This is a genomic window from Coraliomargarita parva (assembly GCF_027257905.1).
Lineage (GTDB): Bacteria > Verrucomicrobiota > Verrucomicrobiia > Opitutales > Coraliomargaritaceae > Coraliomargarita_A > Coraliomargarita_A parva.
On record NZ_JAPZEI010000002.1, the window covers coordinates 50,415 to 72,110 of the forward strand.

The window sequence follows — 21,696 nt, forward strand, 5'->3', positions numbered from 1 at the left end:
AATATGCTTCGTTTCATCTTTTCCGTATTCTTCATCATGTCTGCTATTCAAGCCGCCAACGCGGAATCATCTCTGTCCTTTTCCGAATTCGATCAACGCGCAAACCGTGGTGAAACGCTCACGGTTGCTTTTCTGGGAGGCAGTTTAACTTGGGGGGCCCAGGCGACCGATCCTCTGAAGACTTCGTATCGCGCCATCGTGTCGCGGAACTTGCGCGAGCATTACCCGAATGCCCATTTTACCTTTGTCGATGCGGCCATCGGTGGCACCGGTTCACAACTTGGAGCCTTTCGTTTGAATCGCGATGTGCTGGCTTACGAACCGGATCTGGTCTTTCTTGATTTTACGGTAAATGACCATGCTTCAAAGGTTCCCGAAGACGACCGCCTCTCTTCTTATGAGTCGCTGATACGGCGCATGTTGCAGGCGGATATTCCGGTTGTCCAAGTCATCCTCGCAGTGAAGGCCGATATCATGCCGAAGCCGTCCGTGCGTCCATTGGATGACCTCCATAAGGCGATTGGCGCGGCTTATAATTTACCGCTTGCCGATGTCTTAACTTCGATGCGTAAAGCGGTGCTCGAGGACGAACGCGCCACCCCGGATGAGCTTTGGGATTTGCCTTATGACAACACCCACCCGGGGGATGCCGGTTACGCGCTGTATGCTGAATGTGTGTGGGATACTTATTTGAAAGCGGTTCAAGACGCGGCGGTCTGTGCGCTGCCCGAAGCCACGATCTACCCGGATCACTACATGCAGGTCGACCGCTTTCTCTTGGCTGGCTTAAACGCGTTGCCGAAGGGCTGGAAGACCGGTGTTCCCCATCGCAATGCCGTCGCCTTTGATTTTACCTGCTCCCGCTGGATGGATGACCTCGCGCTCGCCGAAGCCAGTGAAACCGAATCGCCCGAGGCGCTTGTGCTCGAGTTCAAGGGCGAGAGCGTCTTGCTCTTCGGCGAAAGCACGCCTAAGTCCGGACGTTATACCGTCAGTATCGATGGGGGAGAGCCGGTCGAATACAAGGCGCTGTGTGCCAGTGGTAATATGCGGCTGGTGCAACTACTGACGCATGGCTTGGATCCGGATGTCCAACACCGCCTGGAGATTCGTCCCTTGCTGGAAGCCGGTGAAGAACTGCGTCTCAATAGTGTTTGTGTGGCCGGTGGCTCTGTCATCACCAAGTAAGGGAAGGACGCTCATATGGCAGGAATGGACTGGCTCAAAGACGCGGTGATCTACCAGATCTATCCGCAGACTTTTCAGGATAGCGACAGAGATGGAGTCGGCGATTTTCAGGGGATCATTTCCCGTTTGGATTACATCCGCGATCTGGGGATCAATACGATTTGGTTGAACCCCTGCTTCGATTCACCCTTTGGGGACGCGGGCTACGACATCCGCGATTTCTACAAGATCGCGCCACGCTATGGCGACGAGGCCGACTTCGTCGAACTGGTCCAAGCCGCCCATGACCGGGGGATTCGAGTGATTCTTGACCTGGTGGCCGGGCATACCTCGATGGACAATGTCTGGTTCGCGGAAGAGGCCGCCGATCCTCATTGTGTCGAAGCCAATCGCTACATCTGGAAGAACCGTGACTTCGATCCCAAGGAAGGTCCGGTGCGTGGGGACTTTGTCTCCAACTTTTTCTGGTATCAACCCGCTCTGAACTTTGGCTATTCGGAACCGAGTGAGCCTTGGCAGGACCCCATTGATGCGCCTGGGCCGATGAAAAACCGGGCGGAGCTGAAGAAGATCCTCGCTTACTGGTTTGATCGTGGCTGTGACGGATTTCGTGTGGATATGGCCGGCTCTTTGGTCAAGCCGGAGGGCACCGCGGCCTCCATCGAGGCGGTCAAAGAGATTTGGCAGGAGGTACGCACTTGGATCGATGCGAACTATCCGGACCGGGTACTCATGTCTGAATGGAGTTCGCCCAGCCGTTCGATTGCGGCTGGTTTCCATTTGGACTTCATGCTGCACTTCAATGCGCCGGGCTATTCCTCTTTGTTCTTCAACGGCAATGGCACTCTGCCACCGCCGAAAGGGCAGACGCATTGCTATTTCGATGCCGAAGGGAAGGGGAGTCTCGAAGTGTTTCAAAAGTCCTATATCGAGCAACGTGAGGCGACCTTGGGTAAGGGACTAATTACCCTGCCGGTGGGCTGTCATGATTTTCAACGTTTGCGCTGCGCGCCCCGAGGTTGGGACGAACTCCGTTGCGCCTGGGTCTTTTTCATGACGCAGGCCGGACCGCCGACGATTTACTATGGTGAAGAGATCGGCATGCGCTATGTCGAAGGCGTGCCTTCGAAAGAAGGTTCGTTGCTCGACGGCATTGTCGCGATCAATGCCGGCACCACCGAGCTTGGTGAACGCGCCGGCACGCGGACTCCCATGCAGTGGGACGATTCCGACAACGCCGGATTTTCCACGGCGTCTGCCGACTATTTGTATCTTCCGATCGACCCTGATCCCGACCGTCCGACCGTGGATGCGCAGCTAAAAGATCCGGGTTCGCTATTAAACTTTGTTCGCAAGTTGATCCATATCCGCAAAGCATATCCGGCCTTGGGGACGGACGGTGACTATCGGTTCCTGAACCCCGGAAATTGCCATTATCCGTTTATATATAAGCGTGAGTTAGCTGGCAGTTCTTTTCTGATTGCAGTCAATCCATCCGGTCAGACGCAATCCATTACCGTGGAGATGGACGGTCTGTTGGATGCATCCCTGCTGAACTGTGGATGCGAACTGATTCAAGATGGAAACCAATTATCCATAAGTGTTTCAGGTTTTGGATATGGTATTTTTAAGTTAATGTAAGGATATGTGGTCACCTTTATCGGGCTACCTCATCTCTCCGGGAGATATCCCAGCTTCACATATTAAAGTCTTGATTTTACATCAACTATCATATGGTATACGCGTGTCTTTACGTAAGTCGTTGTGTCCTAACATCAGATACCTAAGTTTGCCTTTTATTCAGACTAATCGCTTCGGTAGTGATGTTTTTTGTCTTACGGACTGTCTATAAACCTTGCCAATACTTCTACCCCCCCAAAAAAATGTGCATCGCAAATTGCCCTAGTCAGCGAACGCTTCCGAGCAAAAGTGGTTTTGCACTGATCATTGCGATTAGCCTGATGGCTTTTGTCTTACTGCTGGTTGTCTCCATCGCAACTTTTATCAGAGTGGAGTCATCGAATAGTCTGGTCATACAGCAGCGGCTTCAGGCGGAGGAAAATGCACGTTTGAGCTTGATGATTGCACTGGGGGAGTTGCAGAAGCATGCCGGACCGGATCAACGTGTAAGTGCCCGTTCAGATGTAACTGGAGATGCTGCTGAAGCCGCTGGGAATCGTTTTTGGTTGGGAATCTGGGATTCGACCCAGTCTGCGGCAGCACCCGTATGGTTGGTCAGTGGTAATGAAGGTCTGGCTGCGACCGATCCTGATTATGTGAATCCGGACATTGCATTAGCAGATCCGGCTGTAAGCGATCAAGTGGTTTGGATGGTGGATGACGGTAGTGTTTCACAGGCATCCGACAGGGTGAAGGTGCCGCGCCGTTCGATTGTCAATACGAGTTTGGATGGATCGGGAGGTTATGCATTCTGGGTCGGGGACGATGGGGTGAAAGCCAAGGTGAACATCTTGTCGGAGGACAATACGCCTTCGATTTCTCAGAATGCGTCACCGACGGTGGTGTCTTACGGCTATGGAATCAATCAGGTGGATGCTGAATTTGAGAATGATGATTTCGAGGACGATGCCCGTCTGGAGAATTTGGCCACCTTGGATAGCTTATCGACTTTGACCTCTGGTGCGTCTGTGGCTCGAGACTACTTTCATGATCTTTCGGTCGACAGTTATGGTGTCCTCAGTGACACGAAAAACGGTGGGTTGAAGCAGGACCTAACGGCTGCTTTCGAGTCGGATACAGTGTTTCTCCGTGAGTTTGGAGACCCGAATGTGCAGCCGATGTTGTCGAGTTTAAGACTGGTGGACGACATTGTGGATGCTTCGGGAAATCCGACGGGACCGAATTGGTCAATTTTGAGGGACTACTATCTGCATTATCAAACACTGACAGGCGGTAATTCGATGGCACAAATTCCGGCTCAGCCCAAATTGAACACAACGGCGGTTCGTTATGATTATTTCCCATACAAGCATGGTAATCCCGCATTTGGTTTAGAGGATAATTATCAGATGAATAGTCCAGTAACACCGGTCTTAGCGGGCTTGCAGTTTGATTTTTCGATTAAGTCTGTCAGGCAGGGCTCAGGGAATTATAAATTATATATTGGGATGAGGCCAGTGATTCGAATTTATAATCCCTATAATGTATCAATTGATACTAGCTTTTATCGTTTTTACATGCGCCTGAATCCAAAATTTAAAATTACGGTTGGCTCGCAGGTAATCGAAGAGGACTTTGTTTCTATGGGGCTTACGGAGTCGAGTTCTGATCGGGGTTATTATATTACGCAAACAAGCTCTCCATACGATTTAAAACCAGGAGAAACCCGAATTTTTTCTACCAATTCAAGCAAGAACCTAGTGCCTACATATTTGGCAAATGGGTATTATTATGATGAAATTACTTCGCAGGAATTTGGCCCTGACGAAGAAGTTGTGATTAATAGTGTAGAATTGTTATCGGACGCGGACTTAGCGGATGACAAGTTGGACTTTTACATTGTGCTCAGAAAAATTAATCCTTCATGGATTGGAGATTTGGATATACATCGCTTTGCGAAGCTCTATCAGGCGGATGCCGATAAAAAGCCACCAACGGTTGATGATGAGATCGCTCCTTTTTTTGTGAGTAGCGCTAGTAACCAGAGCGGTGTTTATCTAGCCAGTTGGTCATTTATGATGCCGACTTCGCGCGAGGTGAATGGATTTCGTAACATGGTAGATCAGAATTTAAGAGCTTTGGCCGGCGATGCTGATTGGGATGGTTTTAAAGACGGAAATGGAAACACTTCTATGGGGATGTATTCGGCGCAGCAGGACCATGGACTGTTGTCGGGGGCGGTTCCTCCTGAGGCATGGGATACGAATCGCTACAGTGGCTACTGGGGGAGCTCTACGGCGACGGGGGGGCAGCGATTCGTAGTTTTGTTTAATGTCCCTCGCGAACCTCTGCTTTCCATTGGAGAATTACAGCATGCGAACCTTTCTCGCTACAGTAGTGACCCTGGATGGATTGTCGGGAACTCTTATGCCAATCCGCGCATCCCACTGGGGCAAGTGGTTAATTCTAATTTCGCTAATTATACGGTCTATGATTTGCCCTACCGTATCAATGAAGCTTTGTGGGATTCCTATTTTTTCTCGTCGATCGACCCATCTCTGAGTGAGGCTGATTTTTCCGATTTATATACAGATGGATTGCAGCGAAATAAACGTTACGAGTTTGCTTATGAGTTACAGGACTTGATTGATGCGAATGCTTTCAGTGATTCAGAAGCCAACGCCCAAGCTTACAAGGCCTTAGCTTCATGGATGATGGTGAATGGGCCATTTAATATCAATTCGACCTCAGTCAAAGCTTGGGTGGCCTTGCTAAGCTCAATGAAGGATTTGAAGCTCCCTGTCTACGATCCGACAGATGGGACTTCAGTCAACGAAAGCGCCAGTCTATATTTCTCGAGGTTAAGTCGGCCTTATGGCAGTGACTACCAATCTAACTCGGGTTCTGCGGGGGATGCTGAAGCTTTTTGGCGTGGGTATCATGTCTTGAGTCAGCAACAGATTGAAAACTTGGCAGTAGAAATCGTGAATCGGATCAAAGAGCGTGGACGACCTTTCTTAAGTCTAGCTGAGTTTGTGAACCGTAGCCTTGTCGATCTCGGTAGCACTGTGGAGGACGAGCGTGTAAGTGGTATTCTTCAGCGAGCTCTGGATGCTCCAGCCAGTAGCATCAATGATGTATTGGATAATGCGCTCTCGTTGGATGCCGATGGGCCGGAAGATAGTCCGTTTCCAGTCGCCAGTTCAGGTAAGCAGGCCACTAATGCGCCGGGTTACTTGTTGCAGAGCGATGTGCTCCAAGCCCTTGGCCCGATTTTAACGGCACGGTCTGATACATTTATTATCCGTGGTTATGGGGATTGCGTCGATCCATTGACGGATACGATCACCAATCGTGCTTACTGTGAAGCGGTTGTTCAGCGCTATCCGGATCCAATCGAGGGTGACCGTAGTGATTTGAGTAATCGCAATCTTCCGGTCGGCGACTTTGGGCGCGCTTTTCGAATCGTAAAGTTTCGGTGGTTGAACCCGGAAGATGTCTGACCTTAAACTATCGAGTATTTATGTTTTTCCGAATCCCATATTTATTCATTTTTTTATCTTTGCTTACTATTTGTCAGGCAAACGATGAAGTCCCGGAGATATTCGAACTCGATTTTATTACATTGAATTGGGATGAGGGGGTGATCCGCGATTTGAATTATCTAAGCGATGGTGAAGTTAAATCACTCAAAATCTACAGTCGTGGTTTTTCTTTACCTAAGGCATATCGAGGGCCCAGCCCGATTGTCTTTTTTCGTGAGGTGCCTGCGGATACAGAGACCGGAGTTCGGCGGATTCCTGTGGCGAAATGTGATTTAACTTCCGATCTGGACGAGGTTTTATTTATCTTCAAAGCACTTGATGGAGAAGGGGAGGCGTTTCGGGTTTTTCCGATCCCCAGAAACATAGAAAACTTCAAGCGTGGCAGTTACCAAGTCTGTAACCTGAGTGATTTCGAGATTCGTGGTAAAGTCGGTGAGGAATTGTTTGCCGTAGCTTCAAATGGATTTGAAGTCGTTGAACTAAAGGATGCCGAATCGACTTCCGTTGAGGTCAAGTTTGCCCGTTCGGATGAAGAGCAAAGTTGGGAGCTCGCCTACAGTTCTATTTGGCCACATGAACCGAATAATCGCATGAACATTTTCATCCTAAATAGTGATAACAGCCTGAATCCTGTTCAGATACGTCTTTTTAGTGAATATTCCCCTCGATGAAGTGGCCAAATTACTATAATTTACTCGACCAAACTATCATATGGTAGTTTGTTGTGTTTTTTACTCCTGCAGCCTTGTTTCTCCCCTGTAATCTCATGCGTCTCTCTCTAACTTTCTTAATATTGGCGTTTCTGTTCAGCCAATCAATTGCCTCTGAAAGGGCTGCTTTTTTTACGGCCGATGTGGTCGATTATACTCGAGGAGAATTAACGTTTGATGGCAAGTGGACTGATTCTGGTAAAGGTAGTTTAGATGGTGAAGGCTGGTTTGAATTTGATGTCGAGATAGAGCAGAGCGATTGGTATACGCTCTCATTCGAGAATTTACCCTCATTGATGTATGAGGTTTTTTTGGATGGGGAACGGATTATACTAGGGCTTCGTAATAGCGATAAATCGGCAGCGGAAACTCTGAGTCTTCCTCAGGAGAAGCTGACAACCAATGGCTGGACCGATGTCGCTCATTTGCCCTTAACGAAAGGAGTCCATACCATTCGCTATCAACGCGTGGGGCGCATGGGCTATCCGGCTGGCCTCCCCCGGCGAATGGCTCTTAAAGCCGCCTCTGGGCCGGAATCTTCTGTTAGTGTCAAGGTGCTTGGCTATAAGGAGCTTCGGTTGGGCGATCCATTTGAATTGGAGTTGACTGGAGGAGCCGGAGAGGCCCGAAGCTATGACTTGGTCCGATTTGATGAATTGAATCGGACGGATGCGGTCGTTGCGTCGGTTCACTTTCCGAAGAGCACTTCGTTTATTACACGTAAGGTTTCGATCCCTACGGATTCAGAGGGCGTTTTTCAGCTCGCTGTGCGCTCGGAAGAGCATCTGATCTCGATCGATGTGTTTGCGGGTCTCCGCTATTTTGTCGTTGATACGGAATTGGCGAAGATGCAGACGGAGCCAGCCGTCAAGCGTTTGCTCTATGTAGTCGATTGCGTCGAAAATACAATCAATGGCGAAGCGGTTACGCTGGGTGAGAATTACTGGGAAGCCAATGGTTCGACACGCCTCGTTACGACCGAGGCAGGCACTTATCGGGAAAGTAATAACGGAACTGGGCCTGATGTGGATCCGCACCCTCGTTTTGTTCAGGAAAACTTCTCTGGTTTTGCTTACTTGTTCGATGTCGAAGACCCCGGTTCCCGCTACCTGATCGAAATTGACCATCCGGATGATGATTGGCGCTCGGTCTGTATCTCTATTGTGGATGTTTATAACAAAGCCAAAGGCGACGGTTTTTTGCCGCCGACCGCGGGTTATGAGACCGGTGGGCCGGTTACTTTATCCAATCAGATGCTGACTGAGAGCGTTTTCTTCTACCCCAATGGAAAAGAGCTCCACGTTGGTCTCATGAGTGCCCGATTGGGGAAACGTGCTGCCGCTTCGAAAATCCGTATTTACAAGATCGAGGGTGGGTTGCGTCCCGAGAGTGGTGGTGCAAATGGACGCTTGGTTGGTTCCTATATGGAAGAGCCGGAGCGCTGGCATCGTCATTTCAATACGCCGGAGGATCTTTCGCCGATCCTGCGAGACTATATTGGACTCCAACGGAACATGGAGTGGATCGGTTATTCCGGGATGAATGCCTTTTGGCCGACGATCACTGCCTACCAGCAGGCAACTTACCCTTCGGAAGAGCTCGTTGGATTCATGCAATATGATTACAACATCCCTCGCCTGAGCGCGCTGTTATGCGATAAATACGGTTTGGGTTATATCGGCGAAATTTTTACTGCCAAGCAGCGCTACTTCACGGATAAAGTTATGGCGGAAGGTGCAGAGAATCCTGACGATTTGTATACGGCTTCTTGGTGGGGCTATCGCTACAACAAGACGGAGAGTCGGGGTGGAATTTTGCCCGTTTGGAATGTGCTGCATCCGCATGTGCAGGACAAAGTCATCGCGATCTATGCTGAGATGGCGCAAACTTTAGGAGACACGCGTTCCTTTGCTGGCTTAGCCGGACGTCTGAATTCGTGGAAGTGGTCCGGGCTCTTTGCTCTGTCCAGTTTAAATTGGGGATACGGGGATTGGACGATCTCGCAATTTAGTGACGATACAGGGATTGCAGTGCCCGGTGCTGTGGATGATCCAAAGCGTTTTGAGAAGCGCTACCGTTTTCTGACTAGTCCGGAGATGAAGGAGCACTGGATCGCGTGGCGTCAGGAACGCGTGACTGATTTTCTGGCGCGGCTTCGGGACGCAGTGCAAGCGGCGAAGCCAGAAGCGGCTTTTTTCCTCGTCGGCGATGCCCGGACGGATCAGGCGCATCTGCCGAGTGTGCCTGCTAATTTACAGCAACGAGTGGCACTGCAAGGTCTGGATTTGGAGCGTTTAGACTCCGAACCTGGCTTGGCATTTATGCCGGATTCGGGGTATGGTCGTGGTAAGTCGATGACTTTGTTACAAGACCAAGCTCAGTATGATGACTTTATGGATGCCGATTATATCGGTGCTGGGCATGGGGCTTTTAGATCGTATTCTGAATTTGGTTACTATCAGGAATGGGCTAAGGAATTCCCGCTCGATAAACTCGGGATGCCATTAAAGCGATGGTGGTATACTTCGGGTTCCGATGTGGCTGGGCGTAATCAACTCGAGCGCTATGCGACTGTCTTGGCCGAACAGGATACAATGGTATTTCGAGATGGTGGCTACCCGATTACCTGGGGTGAACGCGAATACTTTAATGAGTGGATGGCAGAATTCCGACGCTTGCCTCGCGTCCCGTTCGAGCGGGTCGAGTTTGCTGATGATCCAGTTGCTTTTTGGACATTGGAAACCGATGACGCATTCATTTTTTATGCAGTCAACCGCGAGCGTTATCCGGTTCAAACAACAGTCGAACTTCAAAATACCAAGCAAATCACACAGCTGGGAACTGGAGGCGTCTTTAAGCTGCAGGATGGAAATGTGCGTCTTGAATTCAAGCCATTCCAGTTGCGGGCATTTCGAGCGTCCAAGAAGGCCTCCATTGAGGCAGTTCAGTATTCTGTGCCGAAAGAAGCGATTGGATTTTTACGTTATCGCCTGTCCTTCGCCCAAAAATTAAACGCTCAAATGCAGTCATCGACCTATGCAGGGCTTGTGGAACCGAAGGCACAAAGCATGTTTCAAAAGAAACTGAACGAGGCTTGGAACTGCTTCTCGGCGGAAGATTACTGGCGGGCGCGCTCACTTCTTGTGTCGGCTACAATGATGCAAGTCTACCAGCAATTCGGTCGCTATCCGGAGGGACAAATCCGCGGTCAATTTATAAACCGCTTGGAAAACTTGGGCACGGACCGCTTTTCGCCCAGTGAGCCATTTCTGTCCGTCGAGGATTTGAATTCGATGCTTGTCGATCCCGATAAAGCCGAACTGCAGGCGTCCGAGAGCTTCAATCCGGAATGGAAATTCCAGAAAGTTCTGGTGACGAAGCATACGGGTTTCGAATTGGATTTGGATGTGCCGGTCGATGGCTTCTATCGTCTGAGCTTGGGCTATATTGGTCAGGAGGCCAGTGTAGCAATTGCTTCATTGGACGGAAAAAGTTTGAAGATTCCGCTTCATATCGATCAGCCAGGTGAGCCCCAGCGTGTTGATTTTGCCGCAGTGTCTTTGAAAAGTGGCAAAGCCCGATTGATACTTGAGGGCGCAGCTCCATTTGGTCTCTATGCTGCCAAATTGGCTCCTGATTTGGTTTCTGTGCCAACGACCCAATGGTCGACAGTGGGTCCTTTCAAATCGATATGGAACACCAATTTACGGGGCAAATCGAGTGATGAGGCGCTGAAGTCAGTTGCGATGAAGAAATTTCCGCCGGAGTTAAATCCTGATTTGGATGCGACTTACACAAACGAATTGGGCGATGCATTGTCCTGGCAACAGACTGGTGAGGTCGTCGGTTCCTATGAGGAGTCTGGTGTCAATTTTGCGCAACGGGCTGGGATTACTGGCTATTGGGTCGGCTTTGCTCAGACCTTTATTGAAAGTCCGCGAGATCAGGATGTGATTCTTCATGTGGGTTCCGACTGGTGGGCGAACGTATATTTGAATGGAGAAATCGTCCTGCCGATGGCGGGGCATGAGAAACTTTATGCGAATACCGGATTCGGCTTTAATGGCTGGAAGCCCAGAGCGGCAAAAATACATCTGAACAAGGGGCAAAACCGTTTAATGGTGAAGAATCATGGTGGCAGTATGAATTGCTGGTTCACCGTCTTTATGACGGATCCTGGCGGTCTCCGTTTTGCGCCAACCCCGAATGAATTATCAAACTGATCTCTGCATTCTAGAATGACCCAAATGATGAATATTCTAAATCGAAAATACCTTTCTGCACTCTGCGGTTTTACTTGTCTGGCCAGCACTTTATTGGCTGCCGAAGTTATTCAGCGGGATGGCTGGAGTTTTGATCGCTCACAGCTGACTGGTAGCGAAGCCGAAGTGGCTGCTGCCATCGAGGACGGGCTGCCCAACGAGTTTGCTGGATGGATGGAGTATGACTTTGAAGTCAGCGATGCGGGCTGGTATGCGCTCTATCTCAGGTGTGGTGCGCCCTCGTGGTCACACGATGTCTTCGTCGATGGAGTGACGTATGTTAGACTGCAGGGAGCCGATCCAGAGGATGTCGTGCCCAATGCGCCGAAAGACAGTGTGAATTTTAAGGAGATCAATGTCTATTTGAGTGAAGGCATGCATACTTTGCGTCTTCAAAGGAATCAATTCCCTGCGAATTTGCCGAGTCTATGGGAACTGCGTCCGGCTGAAGATGCGGGTGATACCGTTAGAGTGTGGGCGGATGAGAGTCGTCTATTGGACACCGAAACAAAAATTAAGATAAAGATCGAAGGCGGCGCTTCGTTCGAAACGAGCTATGATGTGTATTGGGAGGATCTGGCAACTGGTGAATTGACTTCGATCGGAACGGTTCAATTCCCTAAGGCATCCGCCCCAATTATTCGTGAGGCCGAGTTGAGTCCTCCCGGAGAAGGCTTTTATACGATTCGCGCGAAGGTTAACGATGCGTTGTTGACGAATGCCGATTTCAAGTCGGGTTTCTTTCTCGTTCAGGAAGCAAAAGAAAAGAAAACGCGTGAATTAGGCTTTGAGTTCTCAGCGTTGTTTCGAAGTGGTGCCGTCCTGCAACGTGATATGGAACTACCAGTTTGGGGTTGGGCAACGCCAGACAGCAAAGTGACTGTGGAGCTTGCCGGGCAGAAATTATCCACCCAGAGCCAAGCGGATGGACGTTGGCAAGTGACCTTCGAACCGATTGCAGTAGGCGGTCCTTATGAATTAACGGCGACTTCGGGAGACAAAACCCTGAAGTGCTACAACATTCTGATGGGGGACGTTTGGTTGCTCTCCGGACAGTCAAATCTAGGCGGGCCCTTGAAGAGTGCAACGGGTGCGGTGGAATACGCGTCTGAAGTGGATTACCCGGATGTGAGAATTACCAATAACTACCCTGATGATTTGGTGACCGATCAGCATGTTCTGCGGCACGCCTATTGGAACTCCGCTGTATTCGGTGGTGATGTGTCTAAAATGTATCCGTGGAAAGCGATTCATTATGCATTTGGACGGGATATCCATGAGGCTTTGGGCGTGCCGGTGGGATTGATTGATGCCGGGCGGGGGGGGACGATTATCTCTACCTGGATGAGCCAGGAAGCACATGAAGCCTTGCCATCGCTCAGGAAGATCGCCGAGGCATATGAAACTAATCTGGATGAAGCAATTTATGAATTAGACTACCTTAACAAGGTTGAGGCGGAGGTGCTTAAGTGGCGCAAACTGAAGGAGGCTGGCAAAGCGAAAACCAAGAAACCCAAACTGCCTACTCTCTACCCTCCAAGAAACTTTCCTTCGAAGCACTATGATCAATTGATTGCACCGATGGCACCTTTCGCTCTTAAGGGAATCCTGTGGTATCAAGGGGAAAGTGATAGCCCCATGGCTGCTTGTTACGAGGAACGTTTTAAACTCATGATACAGGAATGGCGTGAACTGTTTGATCAGCCTGATCTCGCGTTTCTCTATGTGCAGATTGCCTATGGAAGCGGTAAACATTTTACGGGTCCTGCTGGTGATTACCGCCAAGGTGAACTCAAAGAGGCGCAAACCGCTGCTTTGGATCTGCCTAATACCGCCATGGTGGTTACGGATGATCTGATGACACCGGAAGACGATGTGCATTATCTGGACAAGTTACCCGTCGGGCATCGTCTGGCTCGGGCGGCTTTGAATACGGTCTACGGTAAGGAAGTGCCTTACCAGGGGCCGACATTCCGGGAATTCAAAATTGAGGGGGATGCCATTCGTGTTTATTTCGACCATGCTAAGGGGCTTAGTTACAAAGGAGAGGTGTTGAATGCTTTTTCAATTGCGGGCGATGATCGTCAGTGGCATTGGGCGGATGCCCGAATCGACGGGGAGACTGTGATTGTCAGCAGCCCTGAAGTGCCGAATCCGGTTGCAGTGCGCTATTCTTGGTCCGAGTCCACCCGAGGCAGTCAGCTCATTAACAAGCATGGTTTGCCGACGCCGGTCTTCCGCACAGATGATTGGCCGAAAGTGACGGAAGGTGTGGATTGGGTTCGCGAATACTAGGATGTGGAATATGAAAAAATTAATTATTTCCATGTTGGTTTTCTTGGGGGCGAGCTTGCTCTCATTGGCGGAGATACCGCTTGTCGTTTCACGCGACGGATGGGACTTTGACCGTTCTAGAATCGACTGGCCCAGAAATGTTGAGCTAGAGCCTCTAAAAAAGGCGGGCACGCTGAAATTGGGTCAAGGATGGGTCGAGTATGATCTCGAAGTTCCTGTAGACGGTTGGTATTCGCTTTGGTTCAAAGGTATGTCGCCGGCATGGATTCGTTCGGTCTATGTTGACGGTGAGCCGGTTTTTGAAATCTCCAGATCGGATGACGAGGATGTGGATCGGGCATTCGGTGGATTCAAAGAAGGGAATCTCTGGTTGGACTCGGGCATGCACACCTTGCGCATTCATCGTCCTCTCCATCCCGGGGACTTTCCCGACTATTGGGAGTTGCGTGCATCCGGATTGGATGCTTCTGGATCCATTCGTATTTGGCCGTCCAAAAACGTGGTGCGAACACTGGAACCGATCTCTTTGAAGGTTGCCGGCGGGACGAAGGTTCCGACACGGTATGAGTTGATTTTAATCGATACGGTTTCTCATGAAGAGCAGGCAGTTGGGCAGATTGATTTTCCAGCTTCCGAAAAACTGATTCATCAGACTGTTCAGATTACGATTCCTGAGGAGGGTGTGTATCGTCTGGTGGCGGATGTTGATGGCCAGCGCTTACGCCCATCCGATCTAAAGGCTGGTGAATTTGTCGCAGTGAATACAGACCATGCGCCATCGGCGCCAGCTGAGTTGGTCACGACTCCTGTGATCGATATTGATTGCACGGCTGAACCGCCGGAAGGTCGATTCTGGGAAAAAGGGGGCGTTTCCACCTTGGTGGAGAAAGCGTTCGGCAGTTACCGCGAGTCTCCGGGCTCAATCACTGCGGAAGAGAGCGAGTGGGGACTCGATGGCTTTTCATACAAATTCAAACTTCCAGAGATCAACCGGCAGTATCGTTTGAGAGTGACGTATCCGGATGATGATCGCCGTAGTATGGGATTCTGGATCAATGACGGTTCGGAACCCCGTGGCACGGCCGCAGCGCAGGTCAATACCGGTGGAGTGGAAACGGGGGACCAATATCCGCTGACACACTCGATGAAAGTGCATGAAGCTTACTTCATTCCTAAGGCAAAGGATGAGGTTGTGATTGCGGTGCTTAATTTAGTGCCGGAAATGAAGGCAGCGGCTGCTCGTATCCAGATCGACCTGATCGAATCTGGCTTGCCCGCGGCGAACTTGGGGGAGACCCGGGGGCGAAGCTTTGGTTTTTATTTTGAAGAGAGTGGTCGCTGGAGAAAGTTCTTTGGTGCCGATGATGGAACTTCGGTTCTTGAGGACTTAAAGTCGCTCGATCGTTGGGGGCAATGGAATCGCTTCTTAGGTGCGAATCTGATGTTTCCAACCGTGGTGGTCTATCAAGGGGCACACCATCCCAGTAAGCTCTTGGACGGATATTTCGTGAAGCCTGTTAATGAAGTGCGTCTAGCATCTCTGATTGCGGAAAAATACGATTCAAAATTAGTGCCGGAGTTTCATCTTACAGGTCAGTCTTGGTTCGACCGTGAAGTCATGGGCGTTTGGGCCAAGCCTGTCTACGAAAACGGGCGCAAGCATTTTGAGGTCAACTTTGTTACGGATGATGCAAAGGACATGGTGATCTATGATAAGGAAGGTCGCACGCGTGTTGCTTGGGAGTCTTTTGTCTACAATCCTTTACATCCAAAAGTGCAGGACGCTTACATTCAAATTCTAGGCGAGATGGCGGATAGTCTTGCGGACAGTGAGGCTTTTGCCGGCATCAGTTCCCGCATGATGTTTCGTTGGCAGTGGCAGGGCTGGAATGCTTTGCCGAATCACAGTTGTGGATACGGAGATTGGACTATTGAATATTTCGAGCGGGAGACTGGGATCGATGTCCCCGGCAAGTCTGGCGATCCGAATCGGTTCGAGGAGCGGTTCGCATTCCTCATGGGGCAAGCACGTGATGCCTGGTTTGAATGGCGTTGTCAAAAGATACACGATTATCATAAGAGGTTGTTAGCACGCATCCAACAGGCAAAGCCCGATGCCAAATTGTATTTTAATTGGTATGGATTGCATCCGGATGTGGCCTTGAGCACGGATATTCTCGATCAAATGCGGGAGGTCGGGATGGATCCTAAGCAGTATGCGAATGAGTCGGATATCGTCGTGATTCCTCCGGGGGGTATGTATGGCCGTCGTTACTCGATTCCGACGAACGATGCGGATAAGTTGAATCTGATATACGATACTTCGATTCAGGAGGTCGGACAGTTCGATGGTCGTGCTTATGGCATCTACAGCGATTATTATGAGGTCAACCGACACTTGGATTGGTCGGAGTATGGCGGGCGGACGTTCTCGGCCTTTGATACCTGCACGCCATCCGATGTGAACGAGCGCGATATCTACGCTCAGGCGCTTGCCAATGCCGATACGAGCTTCCTGTCAACAGGTGGAAGCGGTTGGATTTTTGGGACACCGAGTGTGATGCAGCCATTTCTTCGTGAATATCGTTCTTTGCCAGCGGAGTCCTTCACTGCATGGGATCAAGGGCGTGATCCGGTGGCTGTCTGGTCATACACGGATGCAGATGGTGATTTCTGGTTTTACGCAGTGAACCGTTTGCCAGTGGCCGTGCATACTTCAATTCAGCTTCAAGAAGGCGCGATTGTCCGTTCAGCTGTTGATGACAGTGTGTTACCGCTTTCGGAGGAAGGTAGCTTGGAACTAACAATTGAACCGTTTATGCTGCGGGCATTTCGTATCCGTGGTGGTGGCGAACTGGTTTCCATCAAGAATACAGTGCCGGATACCTACACTGCGAAGCTTGGGCCGATGATTGCTGATGCTCGCCGCTTGCGGGCTGATCTCGCGGCAAAGCGCATTGCACCGGAGTTGAGTCGTGCAGATGTCGACGCGGCTTTGTCAGCCATGGATGGCGCCATCTCAGCCTATGAGGCAGGGGAGGTATATAAGGCGCGCGGCTTGCTTGAAAAGCTGCCTGCGGTCTTTGTTTACTACCTGAGTGGCCAATATCCGGAAGGATTGTGGGATCGTAGTCAAGCGCACGGAAACCCATATCTGGATACTTCCGATTTGGAGCACGAACGTATTTTAAATTCAAGCGAGCAGGAAATGGATTCCATACAATCCTTGGCCACCGGGCCAGATGGACTCATGTGGGTGAATTCGGAGAATACAATTCGTGCTTTTGATGCAAACGGGAACTGTGTGCGTGATTTATATCTATATGAAGAATACAGAACCTTTCCGGGGGATATTCGAAAACAAACGCTGGAACCTTCAGTTACTTACTCGCCGAGCATTTTCTTTGTCACGAAGGAAGGCAATCTGCTAGCGCAAAGTGGTGCAGCTCGCCCCGTCTTGCTGGATGGCAAAGATGGTCGAGTGCTTCCGCTGCCGAATAAACAGTTTGGTTATCCCGGTCAGGGCACCAGATTACTCGCTGCCGGTGGTGACGGGATTGCCGTGCTCTCTTGTCCGGAAGCTGGGCGTGAAGGTTTGTATGTCTATTCGACGGATGGAGTCTTGCAGTTTCAACTGAGCGAAGAGGCAGTGGGTTCTGCGGCTGTGGATGAACGCGGACGTATCTACGTGGGGCGTGCCGAATCGGTAGAAGTCTACAGTGCGGATGGACAGCACTTGCAGTCAATCTCTTCGCAAAACCCAAGGTCTCTGGCCGTTCGTGCAGATCGATTGGTTGTGCGCGAAGGTGGCTCCAAAACTTTGCGCGTGTTTCGCTTAGAACCGAATGGTGGCTTTAGGTTCGATTCTGAAGTGCAACTGGAAGAAGTGCCGCATGACTTCGATGTGGATGTGAACGGGAGATTGTGTTTCGCCTACATCAGACCGGTTGATCAAACCCTTGTGGGTGCTCGTGATCTGAATGAACCCAATGCGATTGTGGAAAGTCTCATCACCAGAGCTGTCTCTGGTCATCGTCTGACTGATGCAAGCCAATTGAAAGTTCTGGAAGGTCGAGTGTATTTCGCTGCGGATGGCAAGCTCTACCGGATTGATCCGACGAGGGATGATCGGATCGAATTAGCCTATGATCCTGGCTTTCGGATGGATCGACCACAGTTCGAGTCCTTTGCATTTGGGCCAGCAGGTGATCTCTATCTCAGCTCGCACTGGAATGGGATGAAGCGAGGGATCAATCTATTTGTGGCCAAACGAAGTGGGAACGGATGGGCAGAGCCTGAAGCGCTCAATGGGGGGCTGCCTGTGCTGGCTAACAGCTATGCATTCGCGCATGATTTGGCGGTCGACGGTCTGGGGCGTGTCTTGTTCGGCGCGAAAGGCAAGGTCGGACGTGAGAGTAAATACCTCATTCAAGCTTGGAGTGAACGCGATGAAAGCCTGACGACGCTCTACGCCTTGAACTCTAAAAATGAGGCTCGCTATGGTTTTTATCAGGATTCTGATGGAAAAACATATGTTGCCGGTGGGCAGTCGCGTCAGATTCTTTGTTTGGATGCGAAGGGTCAAGTTGATTGGGGTTGGGAGCGGACCAAGAGCAGTGCGCCGGGATACAAGGATATCCGGGATCCGAATGCTTTGACGATCGATAGTAAAGGCAACTTCTGGCTGCTGGATGGTTCACGGCACGAAGTGGAATTGTTTGCCCCATCGGGCGAATGTATGGCTGCGCTGGGCGGTTTTGGCACTTCAGATGAAGCCGATGGGGCTCTTCTGTTGCGTTCACCGTCGGGGATTGCCAGCATCCGGGATGCACAGGGCCGTGAATGGCTCTACATTGCTGATGCCGGGAATGGAGATATTGTGAAGATAGAAATTTATAAGAAATAAGCTGTTATGAAGGTATGTTTCGTTGGAGGAGGTGCTTTACGTCTATTCGGTATTATCCGAGGGGCGATGGCTGATTCTGGGGTGCTGGATGATGGGGAAGTCTTTCTCTATGACTTGAACGTGCCCCGAGCGGAAGCGATGGGAAAGATGCTCCTGAAAACGCCGGAGCAATCGCGGGCAAACTGTCGGATACGATGGGGCGATTCCTTGGATGAAGCGCTGGAGGGAGCCGATATGGTCGGCATTATTTTGCCGGCCAGCCCACAGAAATCATACATGCTGGGGCATCATGAGTCCTTTGATCGCGGTTTTATCAGTTCGGATAATGTCTCGCCGAATGGTGCGGTCTCGGCGGTTAAAATCGCTCCGGTTGTTATGAACATTGCCCGACGGATGGAAGTGCTGTGTCCCGAGGCTTGGTTGATTAATTTCGTGAACCCCATTGCGGTGCTTTCTGCGATGGTCAACAATCATACTAATATCCGTTGCTTGGGTGTATGCGCGGGTTTTACCAACCATCTATGGGATATTCCCAGGATTTTTGGGCAGGATGCCGAGGCCAAGGATTTAGAGGTTCACTGTGCCGGTGTGAACCATTTGAGCTATGTGGTTGAGGGTGAATGGCAGGGACAGCCGATCTTTGAGGCATTGGAGCAGCATACGGGGGATGACTGGCAAATGTGCGAACTACAGCCCTGGTGGAATGAATTCGCCCGCTCCAATATTACAAACAGTGTGAACACACTCGTTCGATTATGGCGCAAATATGGAGTTTTGGTGTTCTCTTCTGAAGGCGATGGTTTGGCGCATCTGATGTATGACGAGGCCTTGGTCAAATACCGAAAAGAAAATCCGAATCGCACGGTCGCCGAGGTGGAGGCTGCGATTGAGTCGGGCTGGCAAGCTCGGGCAAAGTTGGACAGCGACTTCAACCAATGGGTCGATCGGGACTTGGACACGAATTTCTGGGAAAATTACTGGAAGGAAAATCATACTTTCCGCCGGGCGGATCAGGATATCTTCGTAAGGATTATGGCGGCGGTTGCCGGTGTTCGCGAAATGCGTTTGGCGACCTCACGTCCGAACGAGGGCGCGATTGCGGGGATCCATCATGATCATGTGGTCGAATACACACAGTATCTTTATGAGGACTCCATCCGCTCAGCCTCGGTGTTCGCTTATGACATTCCGCCCGTGGTTCACGGATTATCTGCCGCTTTAGCCGCTCATCAAACCTTGCTCGGCAATGCACTGGCGTCAGAAGACCCTGTATTGCTGTCTCGGGCACTCTTAACTTATCCGGTTCGTCCTTTCAGCTCGGATCTGGGTGATTTGTATCGGACTCTATTTCATCTGGCCGGTGATGAAATCGCAGCCTGCTATCAACCGGCTATCCATCATTTTTAGTTATGAAGACAATTGATTTAAAAACCGAATTTTGTGTGGTCGGCGGTGGCCTTGCTGGACTCTGTGCTGCAGTTGCTGCGGCCAGACACGGAACGAAAACCGTATTGGTTCACGACCGTCCAGTGTTGGGTGGGAATGCCTCGAGTGAGATACGTGTTCCGGTGCAGGGTGCTTATGGCTCCTGGGATCGTAGCGTGCGCGAGACTGGGATCGTCGAAGAAATCATGCTGGAGACCCTCTACCGAAATCCCGGTGCCAATTGGCAAATGTGGGATCTCGCAATGCATGGGATCGCCAAGCAGGAACCGAATCTGACTCTGTTGTTGAACTGTTCATGCACCGAAGCAAGCGCGAGCGACGGACGCGTGCATTCGCTCCGTGCCTGGCAATCGACCACCCAGACTTGGTATGAAGTTTCCGCGCAGACATTTGCCGATTGCTCGGGCGATAGCATCCTGTCCTCTTTTGCCGGAGCTGAAATGCGGGAGGGGCGTGAAGCGGCGTCTGAGTTTGATGAACCGATTGCGCCGGAGCAGGCCAGTTCGACAAAGATGGGGATGAGTATTGTCTTTATCTGGCGCGACATGGGCAGTCCGCAACGCTTTATGCCACCCACTTGGATTCATGCCTACCATAACAATGAGGAGGCACCCAAGCACATGGATCAGATTAACCTGGAACCGATCAGTGGCTCGAATGGCTTCTTTGTGGAGTTGGGCGGTGAAGATGACACGATTCACGATTCCGAGGAGATCAAAGAAGCGTTGCTCAAAATGGGCCTTGGATTGATCGATCACTACAAGAATCATGGTGAGCACAATGCGGAGACTTTGACGCTTGAGTGGTTTGGCTTCCTGCCAGGCAAACGTGAGAGCTTGCGTTATGTGGGCGACTACATGTTGCGACAGAGTGATGTGCAGAAGCCGAATGAGTTTGAGGACATTGTCGCTTATGGCGGTTGGCCGATCGACGACCATGACTCCAAGGGCTCTTTGCGTAAGGGTAAGTATTCTCACGATTGGTTTGAGGTAAACTGCCCCTATGGGATTCCTTTCCGTAGCTTGTATTCGAAGAACGTCGATAACCTGATGATGGCCGGCCGAAACATCAGTGCAACCCATGTGGCGCTCTGCACGACCCGAGTGATGGCGACCTGTGCCGTCATGGGACAGGCGATTGGGACAGCGGCTGCCTTGGCTGCGCGTGAGAACTGCACGCCGCGTGAAGTGGGTCGAAACCATATCCAGGAACTGCAGGCGATGTTGCAGGCGGATGACTGCTGGCTGCCGGGTATTGCGCGGGATATTCCTGAACTTTCAGCGCAGGCGGCACTCACTGTGTCTTCAGGCGATGCGGAGTCGCTTCGCAACGGCCATGACCGTGAATACGAGGACGACAATCAAACAAATGCATGGCAGGCAGGCCAAGGCTCTTGGGCTGAGTATCGTTTCGATTCCAAGCAGAAGCTATCGCAAACGCGTATGATATTTGATAGTCATTTAAAGCGGAAGTGGGCAAATATGCCTTTGTGGTATCCCCGTGATGGTTGGGACACCAAGCCGGAGCCGACACTTGTGCGCGCCTATCGAATAATGATCGAAACTGATTCAGGCGAATGGGCTGAAGTCGCCTGTGAGAAAGAGAATTTTCAACGCTTGGTGCGTTTGCCTTTGGATATCGAAACGAAGGCGGTCAGGCTGATCGTGGATGAGACCTGGGGTGATGAAACGGTCAATGTATTCGCTTGGGAGGTCTGCTGATTT

Annotated in this window: 9 protein-coding genes; all 9 read left to right on the forward strand. The window is 50.7% G+C overall.

Features of this window, described 5'->3' with window-relative positions; all coding sequences use genetic code 11:
• Positions 1-3: 3 nt before the first annotated feature.
• The 9 genes from O2597_RS02760 (at position 4) to O2597_RS02800 (ending at position 21,693) form a co-directional block, all read left to right on the forward strand.
• Positions 4-1,188 carry an SGNH/GDSL hydrolase family protein gene (locus tag O2597_RS02760; RefSeq protein WP_269522657.1) on the forward strand — a complete coding sequence of 395 codons (1,185 nt, stop codon included), beginning with the start codon at positions 4-6 and terminating at the stop codon, positions 1,186-1,188.
• 15 nt (positions 1,189-1,203) lie between these two features.
• Positions 1,204-2,829 carry an alpha-amylase family glycosyl hydrolase gene (locus tag O2597_RS02765; protein ID WP_269522658.1) on the forward strand — a complete coding sequence of 542 codons (1,626 nt, stop codon included), beginning with the start codon at positions 1,204-1,206 and terminating at the stop codon, positions 2,827-2,829.
• 242 nt (positions 2,830-3,071) lie between these two features.
• On the forward strand, positions 3,072-6,311 hold the full coding sequence (locus tag O2597_RS02770; protein WP_269522659.1) for a hypothetical protein: 3,240 nt from the start codon (positions 3,072-3,074) through the stop codon (positions 6,309-6,311).
• 20 nt (positions 6,312-6,331) lie between these two features.
• Entirely contained in the window at positions 6,332-7,024 is a 693-nt protein-coding gene (locus tag O2597_RS02775; RefSeq protein WP_269522660.1) for a hypothetical protein, read from the forward strand.
• 95 nt (positions 7,025-7,119) lie between these two features.
• Complete coding sequence (locus O2597_RS02780; protein WP_269522661.1) at positions 7,120-11,286, forward strand: hypothetical protein; 4,167 nt, start codon at positions 7,120-7,122, stop codon at positions 11,284-11,286.
• Positions 11,287-11,310: 24 nt separating this feature from the next.
• Positions 11,311-13,620, forward strand: coding sequence for a sialate O-acetylesterase (locus tag O2597_RS02785; RefSeq protein ID WP_269522662.1), 2,310 nt, complete (start codon positions 11,311-11,313; stop codon positions 13,618-13,620).
• Positions 13,621-13,630: 10 nt separating this feature from the next.
• Positions 13,631-18,526, forward strand: coding sequence for a hypothetical protein (locus O2597_RS02790; RefSeq protein WP_269522663.1), 4,896 nt, complete (start codon positions 13,631-13,633; stop codon positions 18,524-18,526).
• 6 nt (positions 18,527-18,532) lie between these two features.
• Positions 18,533-19,933, forward strand: coding sequence for a family 4 glycosyl hydrolase (locus tag O2597_RS02795; protein ID WP_269522664.1), 1,401 nt, complete (start codon positions 18,533-18,535; stop codon positions 19,931-19,933).
• Between the two features lie 2 nt (positions 19,934-19,935).
• Positions 19,936-21,693: an FAD-dependent oxidoreductase gene (locus O2597_RS02800; RefSeq protein WP_269522665.1), complete on the forward strand. Its 1,758-nt coding sequence runs from the start codon at positions 19,936-19,938 to the stop codon at positions 21,691-21,693.
• The last annotated feature ends 3 nt before the right edge of the window (positions 21,694-21,696 follow it).